Source organism: Uliginosibacterium flavum (assembly GCF_040566545.1).
Taxonomy (GTDB): Bacteria; Pseudomonadota; Gammaproteobacteria; order Burkholderiales; family Rhodocyclaceae; genus Uliginosibacterium; species Uliginosibacterium flavum.
In genome coordinates this window covers 59,650-75,158 of sequence record NZ_JBEWZI010000001.1, presented here as the reverse complement: position 1 = coordinate 75,158, position 15,509 = coordinate 59,650, and the positions used below count along the sequence as shown (strand labels likewise).

Sequence of the window (15,509 nt, the reverse complement as noted above, 5' to 3'; positions counted from 1 at the left end):
AATGCTGCGCCGATACGAATCCCTCTCGCGAATGTTTCTGACACTCCTGGTTGCGTTGCTGTTTGGCGCGCTGCTGGAGGTGGATGGCTTGTACATCTGGGCCGAGCGCCTTGGCGTGGGGCCATTGCGTGAGCAGGCCGTGACGGCGACTGCGGCCTGGAAGCGCTGGCTGCAGCCGCTGGGGCTGGGTGTGGTGCGGTTCTCTGTTCTGCAGGCCAAGGCGGAATTGGCCCCGTTGATGCTGGGTTCAAGTACTGCGGTGCCTTTGGCCGAGATTGATCTGGCAAGTGTTGGTGTGCTGCCGGTTTCTGTCGAGGCTGCGCAAGCGCCTTTGGTGCGAGTGCCGATGCTGGTAAGTCCAGAGGCACGGGAAGATTTCGAGCCCGAGTTGTTGGTGACGCGCGCACCGTTTTTGCCCGCGACGACGCAATCCATGCCGGTGGAGGCTGGCGCGGGTCTGCAGGTCGCCCTGGCGGGTGACTCGATGATGGCGGTGGGTCTGGCGCCCGCGTTGTCACGTGGTCTGGTTGCCGACAAGGGCGTGCGCTTGCTGCGCGCGTATCGATCCGGTACGGGCCTGGCGCGACCCGAGGTTTATGACTGGTTGCAGCAATATCCGCAGATGCTTGGCTCGGCGCAGCCGCAGTTGGTGATTTGTGCGCTCGGCGCGAATGACGGACAGAATGTGCAGGTCGGCAAGAAGGTGCTGGAGTTCGGCTCGCCAGAGTGGGATGAGTTTTATCGCGCGCGCCTGACGGCTTATCTAGACATGCTGCTCAAACAGCAGGCGCGGGTGCTGTGGGTCGGCATGCCGGTCATGAAGGAGCGGCGTTTCGCGCAGAAGATGCTGCATATGAATGCGCTGGTGCGGGCGGAATTGCAGCGCTATCCGGCAGTTACCTGGCTGGACCCGAATCCGACGCTGGGTTACGCCGACAATGCCTTCGCGCAGTACCGCGCAAACGAGCATGGCAAGCTGATCAAGATGCGCGCGGATGACGGCATCCACATGACGGATGAGGGCGCTGGCTACCTGCTGGTACCGATTCGCGATTGGCTGGTGCGTACGGCGCCGCTGGCCCGTCCTCTGGCATCCGCGACATCCATGGCGACCCCGCAGAGGCTTGGCGTTCCGACGACTTCGGTCGTGGAAGAGGAGCTTGGCAAGGCGTTCTGATCAGCGCCGGCAGGGGTCTTCGACAAGCGCTTCAGCATACGGCTTGCCGCTGGGCCAGCGGCCGAGGAAGCGGTTTTCCACGCCGTGGCGACTGAAAATCTCTTCGGGATATTCCTTGCCATCCACCCAGTCCAGCAGGCGCGTGGCCAGTCGCCAATAACCGTAATAATCGAGCAGGTTGAGCGAGGCTGAGGCCTCGAAGTCGTTTTTTCCGGGAATGCTGGTCGGCACGGGTGCGCGCGAATCGGGGAAGTCGTAGCGACTGTCCGGCGCGCCTGGGGAGCCATGACCGGCCTGGATACGCGCGCCTTCGTCACTGTCGGATGGGAGCAGGATCAGAGTGCGTTGCTGCTCAGACAGGTGACACAGACGCGCTGCGATGCTGCGTGCGGTCGGCACGCCAATCTGGCTGTCCGCCATGCCTGCGACCAGTACCGTCGGCAAGTTGCGGGGGAGGGCTTCGACGCGCCCGATGATACTTTCAGCCAGGGCGCCTCTGGCAACGTGAGGCGCATCGCCCGGGGCGATCAGCAGCATTGCACGTGGCGCGGGCAGGCCGAAACGCTCGGGCTTGAGGGCAAGGTTCAGTGAAATCGAAGCGCCCATGGAAAAGCCCAAGTAGAACACCTTGTTGGTGTCGACGCGTTCCGGGTAGCGCATCTGTAGTAGCGCCAGTGCGCTGGCGTCGGCCTGACCGGCGATTTCGGTAACGCGCTGCGGTGGTGTCTGATCGCCATCCTGATACACAGGAAAGATCACGACCGCACCGCGGCGCACCAGCAGATCGATCAGCCCGCCAAAATTCTTCGGATTCATGCCCAGCCAGCCGTGGTGGAAAAACACCAGCGGCGCGCGGGTAGCGCCCGGGTTCTGTGGCATGAAGATGTAAGCGCGAGAAGGCCCCTCGCCAACTGTCATGACTTCCACATTGCGGTGAAGGCGTTGTGCCTGCCAAGCTTCGGGCGCGTAGCGCGCACTCAGAGTTTGGGCATCATCCTGTGCGCTGGCAAATTGCGGCAGGAGGATGGAGAGAAATAGCGCAGTGGCGAGGCAGCGTTGCAGCATGGATTCGAAAGCAGAGCAAAGGTCAAAAGAAAAAGCCCGGCACGCAGCCGGGCTTTTCAGGCAATCAAGTGATCCGCTTAATCAACGCGGATGCTGGAAGCCTGTTTGCCCTTCGGGCCTTCGGTGATTTCGAAGCTCACGCGCTGATTTTCAGCCAGTGAGCGGAAACCTTTGGATTCAATTGCGGAGAAGTGAGCGAAAAGGTCTTCGCCACCACCGTCCGGCGTGATGAAACCAAAACCCTTAGCGTCGTTGAACCACTTGACGATACCAGTTGCCATGTTCGATGCATCCAAAAAAAAAGTACAAAAATCCGGGCCGGGCCCGGTCGGTACGAATTCAAAGTCGAATTCGTGCCCGGAAATATGGGCCTTTGCCTGAGCCTTGGCAAGAGGTTTTGGGCGCTGCAGCTGACTTTGATGCGGAATTGCCCACTTGGACAGGATCGCAGTAAATCAGGCGATTTGTTTGTGTTTGACGCTCACGACCTGATACACCCCGCCAAACACCGTTTCCTTGCGCCATTCAAAGCGTTCGGGTTCGCTGGCGAAGTGCGAAATTTCGTGATCCCACAGCGCTTCGGCAAAGGGTTCGAGCAGGCGGTTGACCCATTTCAGGATGTAGCGGATTGGCTGCCAGCGCGCTGGAGCGTGGTAATCCACGAACAGGACTTCGCCATGTGCAGGCATTTGTCCCAGCATGTTGTCGACGATGGCGCGTTTCCAATGATCGGGGACTTCATGGAGCAGGAAGAAGCTGCAGATCAGGTCGTAAGCCGTCCCGGTTTCACCCCTATGCAGGCCCGCATCCTGACGCATCACCTTGGCCCAGGGCAGTGCGTCGAGCTTGGTATGCGCATGCGCAATCTGGATGGGCGTCACGTCGGTCAGATGGAAGCAGCCTGTTGTCCCTGTGGCCTGCGCGGCGAGATGGACGAGATCGCCATATACATGGGCCACTTGCCAGACGCGCATGCCGGGTCGAATGCGCGCGAGGTAGCGGCGCATCAGACGTCGATCATTGCCGAACAGCAGAGTCTTGACGACCAGATTGTGATCCAGCCAGCGCACCCAGGCCGGATTGACATAGGCCCAGTCATAGACTTCGGTCATGTATGCAGGCATATCAGTACAGGGGGCTGGATGGCCGTGTTTGGGCGCTGGGCGGGCAAGCTGCCGATCTTGTTCAGCAGTCTCGTAAGTTGTGTCGATCATAGCGTGAAACCTGTTGCAGACGCTCAGGACGATAGCAGTTAGTAATTCGTGAGGACTTGCGCTGGCCCAAAAAAAATCGCGATCCAGCGCATTAACATCTGCGTCAGGCAGGCAGGCAGGCAGGCAGGCGGTGCGTGCGTCACGATACGTTCCGACTGGGTTCTTGGGTGGCGGGTTTATTGTTGGGGGCAGCGATGCGTGTGGTGCAGTGGAGTGAGGCGCTCTGCGTGGGTGATGTGCAGATTGATGCCGATCATCAGGAGTTGTTTGATCTGCTTGATTGCTTGCGTCTGGCTGTGCGTGAAAACCAGCCTGAGATGGTGGCTGTCGGCATCCTGTCTGAGCTGGTTCGGCGCACCGAAGCGCACTTCCGTCTGGAGGAGCAGTTCATGCATCGCATCCAGTACGCCGAGTTAGCTGCGCACAAGGCTGAGCACGACAAATTGCTGGCGCAGGTGCGTGAATTGCATGCCAAACTGGTCGAGGGAGGTCTCAAGTTGACGCTGTCCGTCTTTCAGTTTCTCTACGGCTGGCTGGCCCGGCATATCGAAACCAAGGACAAGGCGCTGGCCGTGGTTTTGAATAAACCTGCCTGAAGAACCGCACCAGGCTTGCCTTAGCATGATCCTGTAAACCGTAGCTGATCTATGCGGGCTGCTATGGCTTTTCCTGTTGCAACCAGGCGATAAGGTCGGCGACTTCGGCCGGGCTGGGCTTGCTGAGCAGGCGCATTTTGCTGCCCGGCACGTCGGTCTTCGGGCTCGCCAGATATTGAGTCAGGCGCGTCGGCGACCAGACAATGCCAGAGGCTGCCATGGCGGCCGAATAGTGATAATTCGGCGCGCTGCCCGCCTTGCTGCCGAGCACGCCAGCCAGTGAGGGGCCACGCTTGTTTTTGCCAAGCGTCACAGTGTGACAGTCCGCGCACTGATCTTCGAAAACCGCCCGGCCCTCGGCCGGGTTGGCGCCGTGGCCCGCCAGCGGCAGGCACAGCGTCACCAGCGCGGCCAGGCGAGAGACTCGTCTGCGCATGCTTCAGTCTTTATTGACCACAATCGTCGGGAATTTCAGACGCATGTCGCGCTGCTTCTCGGCAATGCTCACCGCAATCCTGCGGGCGATGCTGCGGTAGGTCGCGGCAATTGTGCTGTCCGGTTCGGCAACGACCGTCGGTGTGCCGGCGTCGGTCTGGCTGCGGATCTTGATGTCCAGCGGCAGGGCGCCGAGGAAAGGCACTTCGTAATCCGCACACATGGCTTCGCCACCGCCCGCGCCGAAGATGTGTTCGGCGTGGCCGCAGTTGGAGCAGACGTGGATGCTCATGTTTTCGACGATGCCAAGGATCGGGATGCCGACCTTCTCGAACATCTTGAGGCCCTTGCGCGCATCGAGCAGGGCGATATCCTGCGGCGTGGTGACGATCACCGCGCCGGTCACCGGCACGGTCTGGGCGAGGGTGAGCTGGATGTCGCCGGTGCCGGGCGGCATGTCGATGACCAGATAATCCAGATTGTCCCAGGATGTGTCGAAGAGCAACTGGCGCAGGGCCTGGGTGACCATCGGGCCGCGCCAGACCATGGGTTGTTCCGGATCAATCAGGAAGCCGATGGAGTTGGCCTGCAGGCCGTGGGCCAGCAGCGGCAGCATGGTCTTGCCGTCGTCCGAGGCGGGCTGGGCGTCGGCGATGCCGAGCATCTGTGGCTGGCTGGGTCCGTAGATGTCGGCGTCCAGAATGCCGACACGGGCGCCTTCCTGCATCAGGGCCAGGGCGAGGTTGACCGCGGTGGTGCTCTTGCCCACGCCACCCTTGCCGGAGGAAATCGCGATGATGTTCTTCACGCCCGGCAGCAGTTTGACGTTGCCCTGCACGGCGTGCGCGACAACCCTGGAGCTGACGCTGGCCTTGGCCGTGGTGATGCCGGGTAGCGCAGTGGCGGCGGCTTCGATCTGGGCAGCGATGCTGGTGTGCTGGCTGGCCGCAGGGTAGCCCAGTTCAATGGTGATCTCGGCGGCTTCACCGCTCAACTTGGCCGATTTGATGGCTTTGGCGGCAGCAAAAGGCTTGGCTGTGTTCGGATCGGTCAGGGCGCCGAGGGCGGCGAGAAGGTCTTGTTCGGATGTGCTCATGGCTGGGGATGTTTAATAGTTGATGGTTTTAGTCAAGTTTATCATGCCGTGAGAACGTGGCTCTGCGCAGAGGTGCAATTTACTGTCTTCCAAGAGCCGCTCTGGATAAGCCTGAGCGGGCAGGGTGCCTGTAGAAGCCCGCTGCGCGCAGATCTTCAGGGTGATCCGACCGCCATGCCCGACGGGAATTTGTTGCGCAGGTAGTGCAGCGGCGGAAAGCTCAACACATCCGGCAGGAAGCGCCAATAGGGTGCGGCCACGCCGAACTTGTCGAGCCAGCTGTAAAGCTGGCGCTGGCGGTCGGTGATGGCGCCGTCGGCCGCATGCACGATGCAGGGATTGCGCGAGAAGGCGAGGCTGACGCGGTCGATCAGGGCTTGTTCGCTGACCAGCGGCGAGTGGTAGAACACGCCGCTGGAAAGGTCGGTGTCGGCGCTGATGTAGCCCTCGGCAATCGCCTGTTCGGCCAGTTCGGTGCGGGGCAGGATGCGGATGCCGTTGAAAAATACCGAGAGAAATTGCCGCCCGGTCAGGCGTGTTTCGGCAAAGCGGATGCTCTCTTCGGCGGTTTCCATGGTTTCGCCGGGACCGCCGAGCATGAAGAACCAGAAGCTTTTCATGCCGGAGACGCGTGCGCGATCCACGCAGGTATTCACGTGCTCCATCGTGAAACCCTTGCGGAAATTTTTCAGCATCTCGTCGCAGCCGGCTTCGGGCGAAATCAGCATGGAATTGAAGCCGGCGCGCTTCATGATCGGGAAGAGTTCCGGCGGCACATCGCGTGGATTCACGCCCATCACCGTAAAACTGGCTTTCACCTTGCGGCGGATGATTTCCTCGCAAATCTCGATGGCATGCGAGGCCGGCGTGTTGAAGGTGGAATCCACGAATTCGAAAGTGCGCGGGCCCGCGTCGCGCAGCACCTGCTCGATTTCATCGACCACTTCGCCGGGCGGGCGCAGGCGCAGCTTGCTGCCTTCGACCAGCGGATAGGCGCAGTAGCTGCATTTCATGCCGCAGCCGCGTTTGCTCTGCACCGGCCAGGTGCCGCCGCTCTTCTGATAGTTGTGCCAGGGCACGAAGTTCTGCATGCCGGAGCGATCAAAGCCCGGCAGCAAGACGGTCGGGTTGCGGCGCGCGACGCCATCCTGCCAGTAACACAGGCCGGGCACATCGGCGAGCGGCGTGCCGTGCTCCAGCGCATCGAGCAGCGCCGGGAAAGCTACTTCGCCCTCGCCGACATTGGCGAAATCGGCGCCGAACAGGCTCAGCGCGCGTTCGGCCAGAATCGAGATTGCCGGCCCGCCCAGCACCAGCGGTACCGGCGTGCCGTCGGCCTTGCGCGCATGCTGACGGATCACCGCGACCTGCTCGCGTAGCGCATCCTGCGGCGAGACGAAACGCTGGCTGACCACGTTGTCGATATTGCGGATCGACAGGCCGACCACGTCCGGCTTGAAGGCGATGATCGCCGCGGCCAGATCGCCGGTCAGATTCAATGAGAAGGCCAGATCCAGCAGCTTCACGGTATGCCCGGCCGCTTGTGCGGCGGAAGCGACATAGCTCAGGCCCACCGGCGCGGCGGGCTCCATTTCACGGCTCTGGTTTGAATAGATGAGCAGGGTGCGCATGAGGCTGGGAGCGAAGAGAGTGAAGCCCGCAGGCTAACAAAGCCGCGAGCCGGCCAACACGATGAAGATCAAGAATTGGCCTGCAAAGCCATGCTCCAAACAGCCGCACGGGATCTGGCTTTGCAGCCTGCCTGCTTGTACAGCCATGCTGCGCGCGGATCTTCAGCTAGGTATGCTGCAGACGTCCGTCGGGTGAGGCCTCTGGAGGGTGGCGCTTGCCTTGATGTCTTTCGGCCGCTAGTGTGCCGCTAACCTTTTTCGAGCTGGACTAACCAATGGCAAAGTGTGTCGTACTTCATTCGCTCTCGAAATATTCGGTTGTTCATGAGCCAGTTCTTCGAGAGCTTTTGACCGGGAAGCCAGATTTGTTTGCGGTGACCGGGGTTGATTGTCAGGCGTGGGAAGATGCGATGGATTGGTTGTGCGTCGATCTTGACGTCAGCAACGCGCTGCCCGGAGCTTTTTGTAACACAACCTCGCATCCAGGGGAGGCGCTGCCTGATGTGGTCGCGTTTGCAGAACAGTGGTGTTCTTTGAATGGTTGGCCGGTTGATGTTCGGGTTGTTGAAATTTAGTGCAGCGGTCCTGACGTGACTTGAGGGCGTTTTTCAAGGGTTTTAGTTCTTCGAGGTTTGTAATGCACATCCGTCCTTATCAGATCGCCGACGAAGCCGCCGTGATTGCCCTGTGGCAAGCCTGCGGCCTGACGCGTGTCTGGAATAATCCGGCGCTGGATATCGCGCGCAAGCTGACGGTGCAGCCTGAACTATTCCTGGTTGGCGAAATTGATGGCGAAATCGTTGCCAGCATCATGGCTGGTTACGAGGGCCATCGCGGCTGGGTTAATTATCTGGGCGTGGCGCCGGCACAGCGCGGCAAGGGCCTGGCGCGAGCAATCATGACGCGCGTCGAGGAATTGTTGCTCGCGCGGGGCTGCCCGAAGATCAACCTTCAGGTGCGTGCCGATAATGCCGATGCTTTGAGTTTCTACGCGGCGATTGGCTATGGGCAGGACGCCGCTTTGAGTCTGGGCAAGCGCCTGATTGTGGATTGAGGCCGGGCGCGGCGCGGCGCTTTGCTAGAATGCGGGTCTATCCCTTGTGCTTCCAACAAAAAACTTCGAAATGACCGCTCCTATCCGCAAGATCTTCGTTACCAATGCGCTGCCTTACGCCAACGGCGACATCCACCTCGGCCATCTGGTCGGCTATGTGCAAGCTGATATCTGGGTACGTTTCCAGCGCATGTGTGGCAACACGGTGCATTACGTCTGTGCCGACGACACGCACGGCGCGCCGGTGATGCTGCGCGCCGAGAAGGAGGGCATCACGCCCGAAGCCCTGGTCGAGCGCGTGCGTGGCGAGCATCTGCGCGACTTCACCGATTTCAGTGTGGCTTTTGATAATTATCATTCGACGCACAGCCCGGAAAACCGCGCCTACGCAGAAGACATCTACAAGAAGCTGCGTGACGGCGGGATGATCGAGACGCGCTCCATCGAGCAGTATTACGATCCGGTCAAGCAGATGTTTCTGGCTGACCGCTTCATCAAGGGCGAGTGCCCCAAGTGCGCGGCCAAGGATCAGTACGGCGACAGTTGCGAGGTCTGTGGTGCGGCCTACGCGCCGACCGAGCTGAAGAATCCCTACTCGGCCGTGTCCGGCGCGACGCCGGAACTGCGCTCGTCCGAGCATTATTTCTTCCGCCTGTCCGACCCGAAGGCCGTGGAATTCCTGCGCGAATGGACGCGCGCGACGAATGCCGACGGCTCGCGCCGCATGCCGCCGGAAGCCTCGAACAAGATGCGCGAATGGCTGGGCGATGCGGGCGAAAACAAGCTCTCTGACTGGGATATTTCGCGTGACGCGCCGTATTTCGGCTTCGAGATTCCTGACGCGCCGGGCAAGTATTTCTACGTCTGGCTGGATGCACCGATCGGCTACCTGGCGAGCTTCAAGAATTATGCAGGTCGCGTCGGTTTCGACGTGGCTGATTACATCGACCCGGTGAAAGCAGCCGCCGCCGGTACGGAGATGGTGCACTTCATCGGCAAGGACATCCTGTATTTTCACGCCCTGTTCTGGCCGGCAATGCTCGAATTCGCTGGTTTCCGCACGCCGAATTTCCTCAACGTGAATGGCTTCCTGACCGTTGATGGCGCCAAGATGAGCAAGAGCCGTGGCACCTTCATCACGGCGCGCAGCTATCTGGAACAGAAGCTCAACCCGGAATGGCTGCGCTACTATTTCGCCGCCAAGCTGAACTCGAATATCGAGGATCTGGATCTGTCGCTGGACGATTTCGTCGCCAAGGTGAATTCGGATCTGGTTGGCAAGTTCGTGAATATCGCCAGCCGCTGCGCCGGTTTCATCAGCAAGCGCTTCGAGGGCAAGCTGCTCGCCAGCGATGCTGCCGCACTGGAGCCCTTCATTGCCGAAGCCACGATTGCGTCGATCACCAAGGCGTTCAATAACCGTGATTACAGCAGCGCGCTGCGTGAAGTGATGCGTCTGGCCGATGTGGCCAATGTGTATGTGAATGACGAGAAGCCCTGGGAGCTGGCGAAAGACCCGGCTCAGGTCGAGCGTCTGCATCGCGCCTGTAGCACGGCGCTGAACCAGTTCCGCGCCCTGACGATCATGCTCAAGCCGGTGCTGCCCACGCTGGCCACGCAGGTCGAAGCCTTCTTCGGTGTGGCGCCGTTTGTATGGAGTGATCTGGGTGCGCCGCTGCCGGCCGGCCACACGATCAACACCTACGCCCACCTGATGACCCGCATCGAGCGCAAGCAGATCGATGCCCTGATTGAAGCCAATAAGGAAACCCTCGTGACTGAAGTGAAGCAACCCGAACCGGCCCAGAAACATGCCCAGCATCAGGCACACGCGGCGCAGGTCGAGGCCGCGCAGGCCGATGAGTTCGAGCCTTTCATCAGCATCGATGATTTCGGCAAGGTCGATCTGCGTATCGCGAAAATCGTCTCGGCCGAGCATGTGGAAGGCGCGGCCAAGCTGCTCAAGCTGATGCTCGATATCGGCGAGGAGAAACCGCGTCAGGTCTTTGCCGGCATCAAGTCGGCCTACGATCCGGCCTTGCTGGTCGGACGCCTGACGGTGATGGTGGCTAATCTGGCGCCACGCAAGATGAAGTTCGGCATGTCTGAGGGTATGGTCCTCGCTGCCTCCGACGATAAGGGCGAAGTGCCGGGTCTGTTCATTTTGTCGCCCGACGCGGGCGCAGCACCCGGCATGCGGGTGAAGTGATGCTGCCCACCGGCCGCAAGCGTTTGCAGCTCACGCCCCGCGTCTTCATGTGGTTGGGGCTGGATGTCTTCGGCATGCTGCTGTTCGCGGCCGGGGCGATGTTTCTGGCTAATGGCGAGGCGCTGCTGGTGAAGTTTCCGACCAGCATTGTCGAATCTGCAGTATCGCTGGTGGCAGGGGGCGTGTTGATGCTGATCGCAGCGGCGAATCTGCTGCGTGAGGCTTTGCCGCAGGCAGATCGGTCGAAAGACAAGGATTTTAAAAAGTAAATGTGAGATGCCTGAAGAGTCGCTCTGCGCGGCCTTCTTCAACAAGGGTGGCTGGAGAGGCAGGCGGAGAGCGGCTCTTGGCGGTGTCGGCCATGGCAGGCGGATTTCGCCTTGTGCAGGCGTTAGACCGGTGACACGCTGGTTTGCTGAGGAGGGTTGAAATGGTCTCGTTTCACAAGTTTCACCCCAAGCTTCTCGACTCCCTTAAGGGCTATACGCGCGCCATGCTCGGCCGTGATATTTCGGCCGGGGTTACCGTCGGCGTGCTGGCTTTGCCGCTGTCGATGGCGTTTGCGATTGCCAGCGGCGTCAGCCCTGCGGCCGGCATCTGGACGGCGATCATTGCGGGTTTCATCATCGCGGCTTTTGGCGGCTCGCTGGTGCAGATCGGTGGCCCGACTGGCGCTTTCATCCCCATCCTGTATGGCATCGTGGTGGCGTACGGCGTCAACAACATGCTGGCGGCGACCTTCATGGCGGGCATCATCCTGCTGATGATGGGACTGACGCGTATGGGAAATCTGATCCGTTTCATCCCGATTTCGGTGGTGATCGGCTTTACCAATGGCATCGGCGTGGTGCTGGCGCTGTCGCAGATCAAGGATTTTTTCGGCATGGGCGGCGAGGCCTTGCCGGCTGAATTCTTTGCGCGCATGCAGGCCTTGATTCAATTGGCGCCGACCATCAACCCGTACGCGGCTGGGCTGGCGCTGGCGACGGTGGCGTTGAAGTATGCCTGGGATGCGCTCGGGCGGCGCTACCCGCGTGCTGCCGCAGTGCCAGCGCTGCTGATGGGCCTGTTGCTGGGTACCGCGCTCGGGGTGTTGCTGGATTTGCCGGTCGAGACCATTGGCAGCCGTTTCAACGGCATTCCGCAAGGTTTGCCATCGTTTTCCTTCCCCTTGCCGGAGTTGAGCCGTCTGGGCAGCCTGTTGTCGCCAGCGATCACGATTGCCTTGCTGGGAGCCATCGAGTCTTTGCTGGCCGCGCGTGTTGTGGATCCGCAAGTTGATGACAAGCATGATCCGAATCAGGAACTGATCGCGCAGGGGATGGCGAACATTGCGACGCCTTTTTTTGGCGGGATTGCGGCGACCGGTGCGATTGCCCGCACCTCGACGAACGTGCGGGCCGGTGGCCGTACGCCGGTGGCGGGCATCGTGCATGCGCTGACCCTGCTGGCAATTGTGCTGGTGGCGGCGCCGCTGGCGGCCTGGGTGCCGATTCCGGTGCTGGCTGCGATCGTGATCGTGACGGCCGTGCGTATGGGCGAGTGGCATGAGTTTGTGCGCCTGAAGCACTTCTCGTGGAATTACCGGATTGTGCTGCTGGCAACTTTTTTCCTGACGGTACTCTTTGATCTGACCATTGCGGTGGAAATAGGCATGCTGCTGGCCAGCCTGTTCTTCATTTACCGGATGCAGGATCTGACCACCGCCGAGCCACTTGGCGTGACTTTGCGTCCCGGCTTGCTGGCTTTTGAACTGCGCGGTTCGCTGTTCTTCGGCGCAGTCGCCAAACTCGATGCGCAGATCGATCCGGCGCGCCTGGAGGTCGAGGTGCTGGTGCTGAATATGCGCGATGTACTCAATATCGACACGTCCGGTGTCGATTGGTTGGAAGGTTTGCACAAGGGCTTGAGCAAGAAGGGCGCTTCGCTGGTGTTATGTGCGTTGGGCAAGCAGCCGCTGTCGATCCTGCGGCGCTCCGGTTTCGGGGCGGAAATCGGGGTGCATAACCTGTGTGCGGACATCGATGCGGCCTTGCAGCGGGGGCGTGAAATCCAGGGTGAGACTGAATGAGTCAGGACGAAGATGTCGCCCGTCATCTGCTGATTCGCGGCATCGTGCAAGGCGTCGGCTTTCGCTGGTTCATGGCACAGGAGGCGCGCAAGCTGCGTGTGAATGGCTGGGTGCGCAATCTGCGTGACGGACGGGTCGAGGCTCTGCTTTGTGGTCCGCAGGCTGCGGTAGCTGCGATGATTCACTGGGCGAGCTTTGGTCCAGCAGGTGCCCGAGTGGACGAGGTGTGGGTGGAAGAGTCGCCAGAGCGGGCGCAGGGCTTCGAGAGACGTCCAACTATCTGATCAATAGGCTGAGTTAATCGACTTCGGGGTTTACCTTCAAGGCAGCGGCAACCATAATCGGGATTCCTAAAACCCTTCGGTGCACTCAGGTAAGCGCCGGATAAAAGCAAGAGAGAGGATTCATCATGGCCGTTCTGGTTGGCAAGCAAGCCCCCGATTTCACCGCTACCGCGGTTCTGGGCAATAACGAATTCAAGGACATCACCCTGTCCGAAGTGAACAAGGGTAAATATGTCGCGATCTTCTTCTACCCGCTCGACTTCACCTTCGTGTGCCCGTCCGAGCTGATCGCTTTCGATCACCGTCTGGAAGAGTTCAAGAAGCGCAATGTCGAAGTTCTGGGCATCTCGATTGACTCCCAGTTCTCTCATCTGGCCTGGAAGAATACGCCGGTCGACAAGGGCGGTATCGGTCAGGTCGGTTACACCATGGTGGCTGACGTCAAACACGAAATCTGCAAGGCCTATGACGTCGAACTCGCTGGCGCTGGCGTGGCATTGCGTGGCACCTTCCTGATCGACAAGAGCGGTGTGGTGCAGCATCAGGTGATCAACAACCTGCCGTTGGGTCGCGATATCGACGAGCTGATTCGCGTGATCGACGCGCTGCAATTCTCTGAAGAGCACGGAGAAGTCTGCCCGGCTGGCTGGAAAAAAGGTGCCAAGGGCATGACCGCTTCGACCGCTGGTGTGGCTCAGTATCTGGCCGAGAACGCCAAGGCGCTCTAAGTTTTCACGTTGGTTTCATAAAAAACGCCCGGGGGCTTACGCCCTCGGGCGTTTTTCGTATTCTGCCTGCCTCAAGAACTATTGTTTCTCGGTCGTTAATAGGCCTGAACGATTGATTAATACTGCAATGATCCGGGAGGTGGGAATGAGTATCGCGCGCAAAATTAGTTTGTTGATCCTGATGGCGCTGGTGACTTGCGCGGCCTTGGTGGGGGTGTCGCTAACGGGCTTGAACCGGATCAAGGGTGGTGTCGACAACATCACGACCACCACGCTACCTGCCGTGATGGCTGCCGGGGAAGTTCGGGCAAAGTACCTGAGCGCACACGCTGCAGCATTCGACCGGATCTCGATCACCGATGCCGAGGCTGCAAAGGTGGCGGACGCGCACATGAATAGCTTGGTCGATGGCATCATCAAGGAGATCAACCTGTACACCGAAAAGGCGACAGGTGAGGAAGAGAAACAAGTACTGAACGAGGCCAAGCTCGGCATTTCAGCCTACATCTCGAAAATGACCCAAGTGCAGAATCTTGCCAAGATGGGGGAGCAGCAGATGGCGCTGGGCGTCATGCAAACGCAGATCGGCCCCGTGCACAAACGCTTGTCGGATGCCTTTGATGGCCTCCTCAAGATCAAGGCGGCAGAGGCAGAGGCAGTGGCGCAGGAGGCTGGCCAAGCTTTTTCAGCGACGATCACCGTGACGCTTGTTGCCGCAGCTCTTGGCTTGGCCCTGATCGGCGTCCTGGGTTTCTTTCTGGGACGTTCGATTACCGCGCCGCTTGGGGCAATGCAGCGTGCTATCGAACGCACTGCCGAACAGCTTGATTTTCGTGACCGCATCCCGGTGCGTAGCCAGGATGAGGTTGGCCGGACGCTGGAGGCTTACAACGCCTTGCTGGCCAAGTTGCGCAGCAGTTTTTCTGAAATCCAGCAGGCTACCGGGCGGATGCAGGTTGTGACAGGGGAGGCGGAGGCCAGTGCGCATCAGATTGCCGATAATTCACTGGCGCAGAGTTCGGCATCTACCAGCATGGCAGCGGCAATCGAGGAGCTGACGGTGAGTATTTCCGTGGTCTCGCATCAGGCCGAGGAGGCAAGTCATCATACGCAAGCGTCGCGAGACAACGCTACGCGCGGGTCTGAAGTAATTTTGGCCACTGTGCGGGGTATTCAGACCATTTCCGGCACGGTGCGTCAGGCTGCAGAGCGCATTGATGCCCTGCGTAGCGATAGTGACAGCATCTCCTCCGTGGCCAATATCATTCGCGAAATTGCCGATCAGACCAATCTGCTTGCCTTGAATGCGGCCATTGAGGCGGCGCGGGCTGGTGAGCAAGGCAGGGGTTTTGCGGTGGTCGCTGACGAGGTACGCAAGCTGGCTGAGCGCACGGCCAAGTCCACCCAGGAAATCACTACGCTGCTCGGGCGCATGCAGGAAAGTGCGCGACTGGCAGTGGATAGCATGAGTGTCGCGGTCAAGGAAGTGGATGCGGGTGTGGAGAACGCCCAGCGTGCTGGCGAGTCGATCCAGGGGATTCAGCAGGGCTCCGGGGCGGTGGTCAGCATGGTCGATGAGATTTCAGATGCAGTGCGCGAGCAGAGCAGCGCCAGTACCATGATTGCCCAGCAAATCGAACAGATTGCGCAGATGACCGAGCGCAATTCGGCAGCGGCCAGTTCTTCCGCACAGGCGGTGGATCACATCGCGACGATGAGTCGGGGGATTGCTGACGCGCTGGCGGCCTACAAGGTGTAATCGTCGGGGCTCTTGAAGAGCCGCTTTCAGACTTGCTCTGCAGGGATATGCCTTGCAGCGCCTTTACTGGAGAGGGTCTGCGCGATGGCTGCTGCGAGATCCTTGTTCGGTGAGACTCTACGAGCTCATTAGTGCGAAAAATTCATCCATTGATGTGTTTCAAGCATGAACAAAGCCAATTCATTGGCAG

The 15,509-nt window shown here is 60.0% G+C and carries 16 protein-coding genes; 10 read left to right on the top strand and 6 right to left on the bottom strand.

Annotated features, from left to right (window positions below; genetic code table 11):
- The first annotated feature begins 31 nt into the window (after window positions 1-31).
- Window positions 32-1,177 (top strand): SGNH/GDSL hydrolase family protein, encoded by a 1,146-nt coding sequence (locus tag ABXR19_RS00365; protein ID WP_354599088.1) that lies wholly within the window; start codon window positions 32-34, stop codon window positions 1,175-1,177.
- On the opposite strand, the gene ABXR19_RS00360 is transcribed toward ABXR19_RS00365, so the two are convergent.
- From ABXR19_RS00360 to rquA, 3 genes are all read right to left on the bottom strand, one after another.
- Window positions 1,178-2,242, bottom strand: coding sequence for an alpha/beta hydrolase (locus ABXR19_RS00360; RefSeq protein WP_354599087.1), 1,065 nt, complete (start codon window positions 2,240-2,242; stop codon window positions 1,178-1,180).
- Window positions 2,243-2,319: 77 nt separating this feature from the next.
- Entirely contained in the window at window positions 2,320-2,523 is a 204-nt protein-coding gene (locus ABXR19_RS00355; protein WP_354599086.1) for a cold-shock protein, read from the bottom strand.
- Between the two features lie 174 nt (window positions 2,524-2,697).
- Window positions 2,698-3,354 (bottom strand): rhodoquinone biosynthesis methyltransferase RquA, encoded by a 657-nt coding sequence (gene rquA / locus ABXR19_RS00350; protein ID WP_354599085.1) that lies wholly within the window; start codon window positions 3,352-3,354, stop codon window positions 2,698-2,700.
- 236 nt (window positions 3,355-3,590) lie between these two features.
- Between rquA and ABXR19_RS00345 the strand changes: the two genes are divergently transcribed.
- Window positions 3,591-4,052 (top strand): bacteriohemerythrin, encoded by a 462-nt coding sequence (locus tag ABXR19_RS00345; protein WP_354599084.1) that lies wholly within the window; start codon window positions 3,591-3,593, stop codon window positions 4,050-4,052.
- Between the two features lie 61 nt (window positions 4,053-4,113).
- On the opposite strand, the gene ABXR19_RS00340 is transcribed toward ABXR19_RS00345, so the two are convergent.
- From ABXR19_RS00340 to ABXR19_RS00330, 3 genes are all read right to left on the bottom strand, one after another.
- Complete coding sequence (locus ABXR19_RS00340; protein WP_354599083.1) at window positions 4,114-4,488, bottom strand: c-type cytochrome; 375 nt, start codon at window positions 4,486-4,488, stop codon at window positions 4,114-4,116.
- Between the two features lie 3 nt (window positions 4,489-4,491).
- Window positions 4,492-5,583: an iron-sulfur cluster carrier protein ApbC gene (gene apbC / locus ABXR19_RS00335; RefSeq protein WP_354599082.1), complete on the bottom strand. Its 1,092-nt coding sequence runs from the start codon at window positions 5,581-5,583 to the stop codon at window positions 4,492-4,494.
- A gap of 155 nt (window positions 5,584-5,738) precedes the next feature.
- A complete protein-coding gene (locus ABXR19_RS00330) occupies window positions 5,739-7,214 on the bottom strand; it encodes a B12-binding domain-containing radical SAM protein (protein WP_354599081.1) in 1,476 nt (491 codons plus the stop codon).
- A gap of 275 nt (window positions 7,215-7,489) precedes the next feature.
- Between ABXR19_RS00330 and ABXR19_RS00325 the strand changes: the two genes are divergently transcribed.
- From ABXR19_RS00325 to ABXR19_RS00290, 8 genes are all read left to right on the top strand, one after another.
- Window positions 7,490-7,789 carry a DUF7684 family protein gene (locus ABXR19_RS00325; protein WP_354599080.1) on the top strand — a complete coding sequence of 100 codons (300 nt, stop codon included), beginning with the start codon at window positions 7,490-7,492 and terminating at the stop codon, window positions 7,787-7,789.
- A 62-nt stretch (window positions 7,790-7,851) separates the two neighbouring features.
- Window positions 7,852-8,268, top strand: coding sequence for a GNAT family acetyltransferase (locus ABXR19_RS00320; RefSeq protein WP_354599079.1), 417 nt, complete (start codon window positions 7,852-7,854; stop codon window positions 8,266-8,268).
- 70 nt (window positions 8,269-8,338) lie between these two features.
- Complete coding sequence (metG, locus tag ABXR19_RS00315; protein ID WP_354599078.1) at window positions 8,339-10,477, top strand: methionine--tRNA ligase; 2,139 nt, start codon at window positions 8,339-8,341, stop codon at window positions 10,475-10,477.
- Window positions 10,474-10,746: a hypothetical protein gene (locus ABXR19_RS00310; RefSeq protein ID WP_354599077.1), complete on the top strand. Its 273-nt coding sequence runs from the start codon at window positions 10,474-10,476 to the stop codon at window positions 10,744-10,746. The genes metG and ABXR19_RS00310 overlap by 4 nt, the downstream gene beginning before the upstream one ends.
- Window positions 10,747-10,907: 161 nt before the next feature.
- Window positions 10,908-12,548, top strand: a complete 1,641-nt coding sequence (locus ABXR19_RS00305; protein WP_354599076.1) for a SulP family inorganic anion transporter — start codon at window positions 10,908-10,910, stop codon at window positions 12,546-12,548.
- Entirely contained in the window at window positions 12,545-12,832 is a 288-nt protein-coding gene (locus ABXR19_RS00300; protein WP_354599075.1) for an acylphosphatase, read from the top strand. Before ABXR19_RS00305 ends, ABXR19_RS00300 begins: the two co-directional genes overlap by 4 nt.
- A gap of 125 nt (window positions 12,833-12,957) precedes the next feature.
- Window positions 12,958-13,560, top strand: coding sequence for a peroxiredoxin (locus ABXR19_RS00295; RefSeq protein WP_354599074.1), 603 nt, complete (start codon window positions 12,958-12,960; stop codon window positions 13,558-13,560).
- Between the two features lie 145 nt (window positions 13,561-13,705).
- Window positions 13,706-15,319, top strand: a complete 1,614-nt coding sequence (locus tag ABXR19_RS00290) for a methyl-accepting chemotaxis protein (RefSeq protein WP_354599073.1) — start codon at window positions 13,706-13,708, stop codon at window positions 15,317-15,319.
- Window positions 15,320-15,509 lie beyond the last annotated feature (190 nt).

What these genes read in the sequence shown, in the direction of transcription:
- ABXR19_RS00330 (WP_354599081.1), bottom strand. Translation starts at nt 7,214, where the DNA reads ATGCGCACCCTGCTCATCTATTCAAACCAGAGCCGTGAAATGGAGCCC.
- apbC (WP_354599082.1), bottom strand. Translation starts at nt 5,583, where the DNA reads ATGAGCACATCCGAACAAGACCTTCTCGCCGCCCTCGGCGCCCTGACC.
- ABXR19_RS00340 (WP_354599083.1), bottom strand. Translation starts at nt 4,488, where the DNA reads ATGCGCAGACGAGTCTCTCGCCTGGCCGCGCTGGTGACGCTGTGCCTG.
- rquA (WP_354599085.1), bottom strand. Translation starts at nt 3,354, where the DNA reads ATGACCGAAGTCTATGACTGGGCCTATGTCAATCCGGCCTGGGTGCGC.
- ABXR19_RS00290 (WP_354599073.1), top strand. Translation starts at nt 13,706, where the DNA reads ATGAGTATCGCGCGCAAAATTAGTTTGTTGATCCTGATGGCGCTGGTG.
- ABXR19_RS00360 (WP_354599087.1), bottom strand. Translation starts at nt 2,242, where the DNA reads ATGCTGCAACGCTGCCTCGCCACTGCGCTATTTCTCTCCATCCTCCTG.
- metG (WP_354599078.1), top strand. Translation starts at nt 8,339, where the DNA reads ATGACCGCTCCTATCCGCAAGATCTTCGTTACCAATGCGCTGCCTTAC.
- ABXR19_RS00355 (WP_354599086.1), bottom strand. Translation starts at nt 2,523, where the DNA reads ATGGCAACTGGTATCGTCAAGTGGTTCAACGACGCTAAGGGTTTTGGT.
- ABXR19_RS00365 (WP_354599088.1), top strand. Translation starts at nt 32, where the DNA reads ATGTTTCTGACACTCCTGGTTGCGTTGCTGTTTGGCGCGCTGCTGGAG.
- ABXR19_RS00320 (WP_354599079.1), top strand. Translation starts at nt 7,852, where the DNA reads ATGCACATCCGTCCTTATCAGATCGCCGACGAAGCCGCCGTGATTGCC.
- ABXR19_RS00300 (WP_354599075.1), top strand. Translation starts at nt 12,545, where the DNA reads ATGAGTCAGGACGAAGATGTCGCCCGTCATCTGCTGATTCGCGGCATC.
- ABXR19_RS00295 (WP_354599074.1), top strand. Translation starts at nt 12,958, where the DNA reads ATGGCCGTTCTGGTTGGCAAGCAAGCCCCCGATTTCACCGCTACCGCG.
- ABXR19_RS00305 (WP_354599076.1), top strand. Translation starts at nt 10,908, where the DNA reads ATGGTCTCGTTTCACAAGTTTCACCCCAAGCTTCTCGACTCCCTTAAG.
- ABXR19_RS00325 (WP_354599080.1), top strand. Translation starts at nt 7,490, where the DNA reads ATGGCAAAGTGTGTCGTACTTCATTCGCTCTCGAAATATTCGGTTGTT.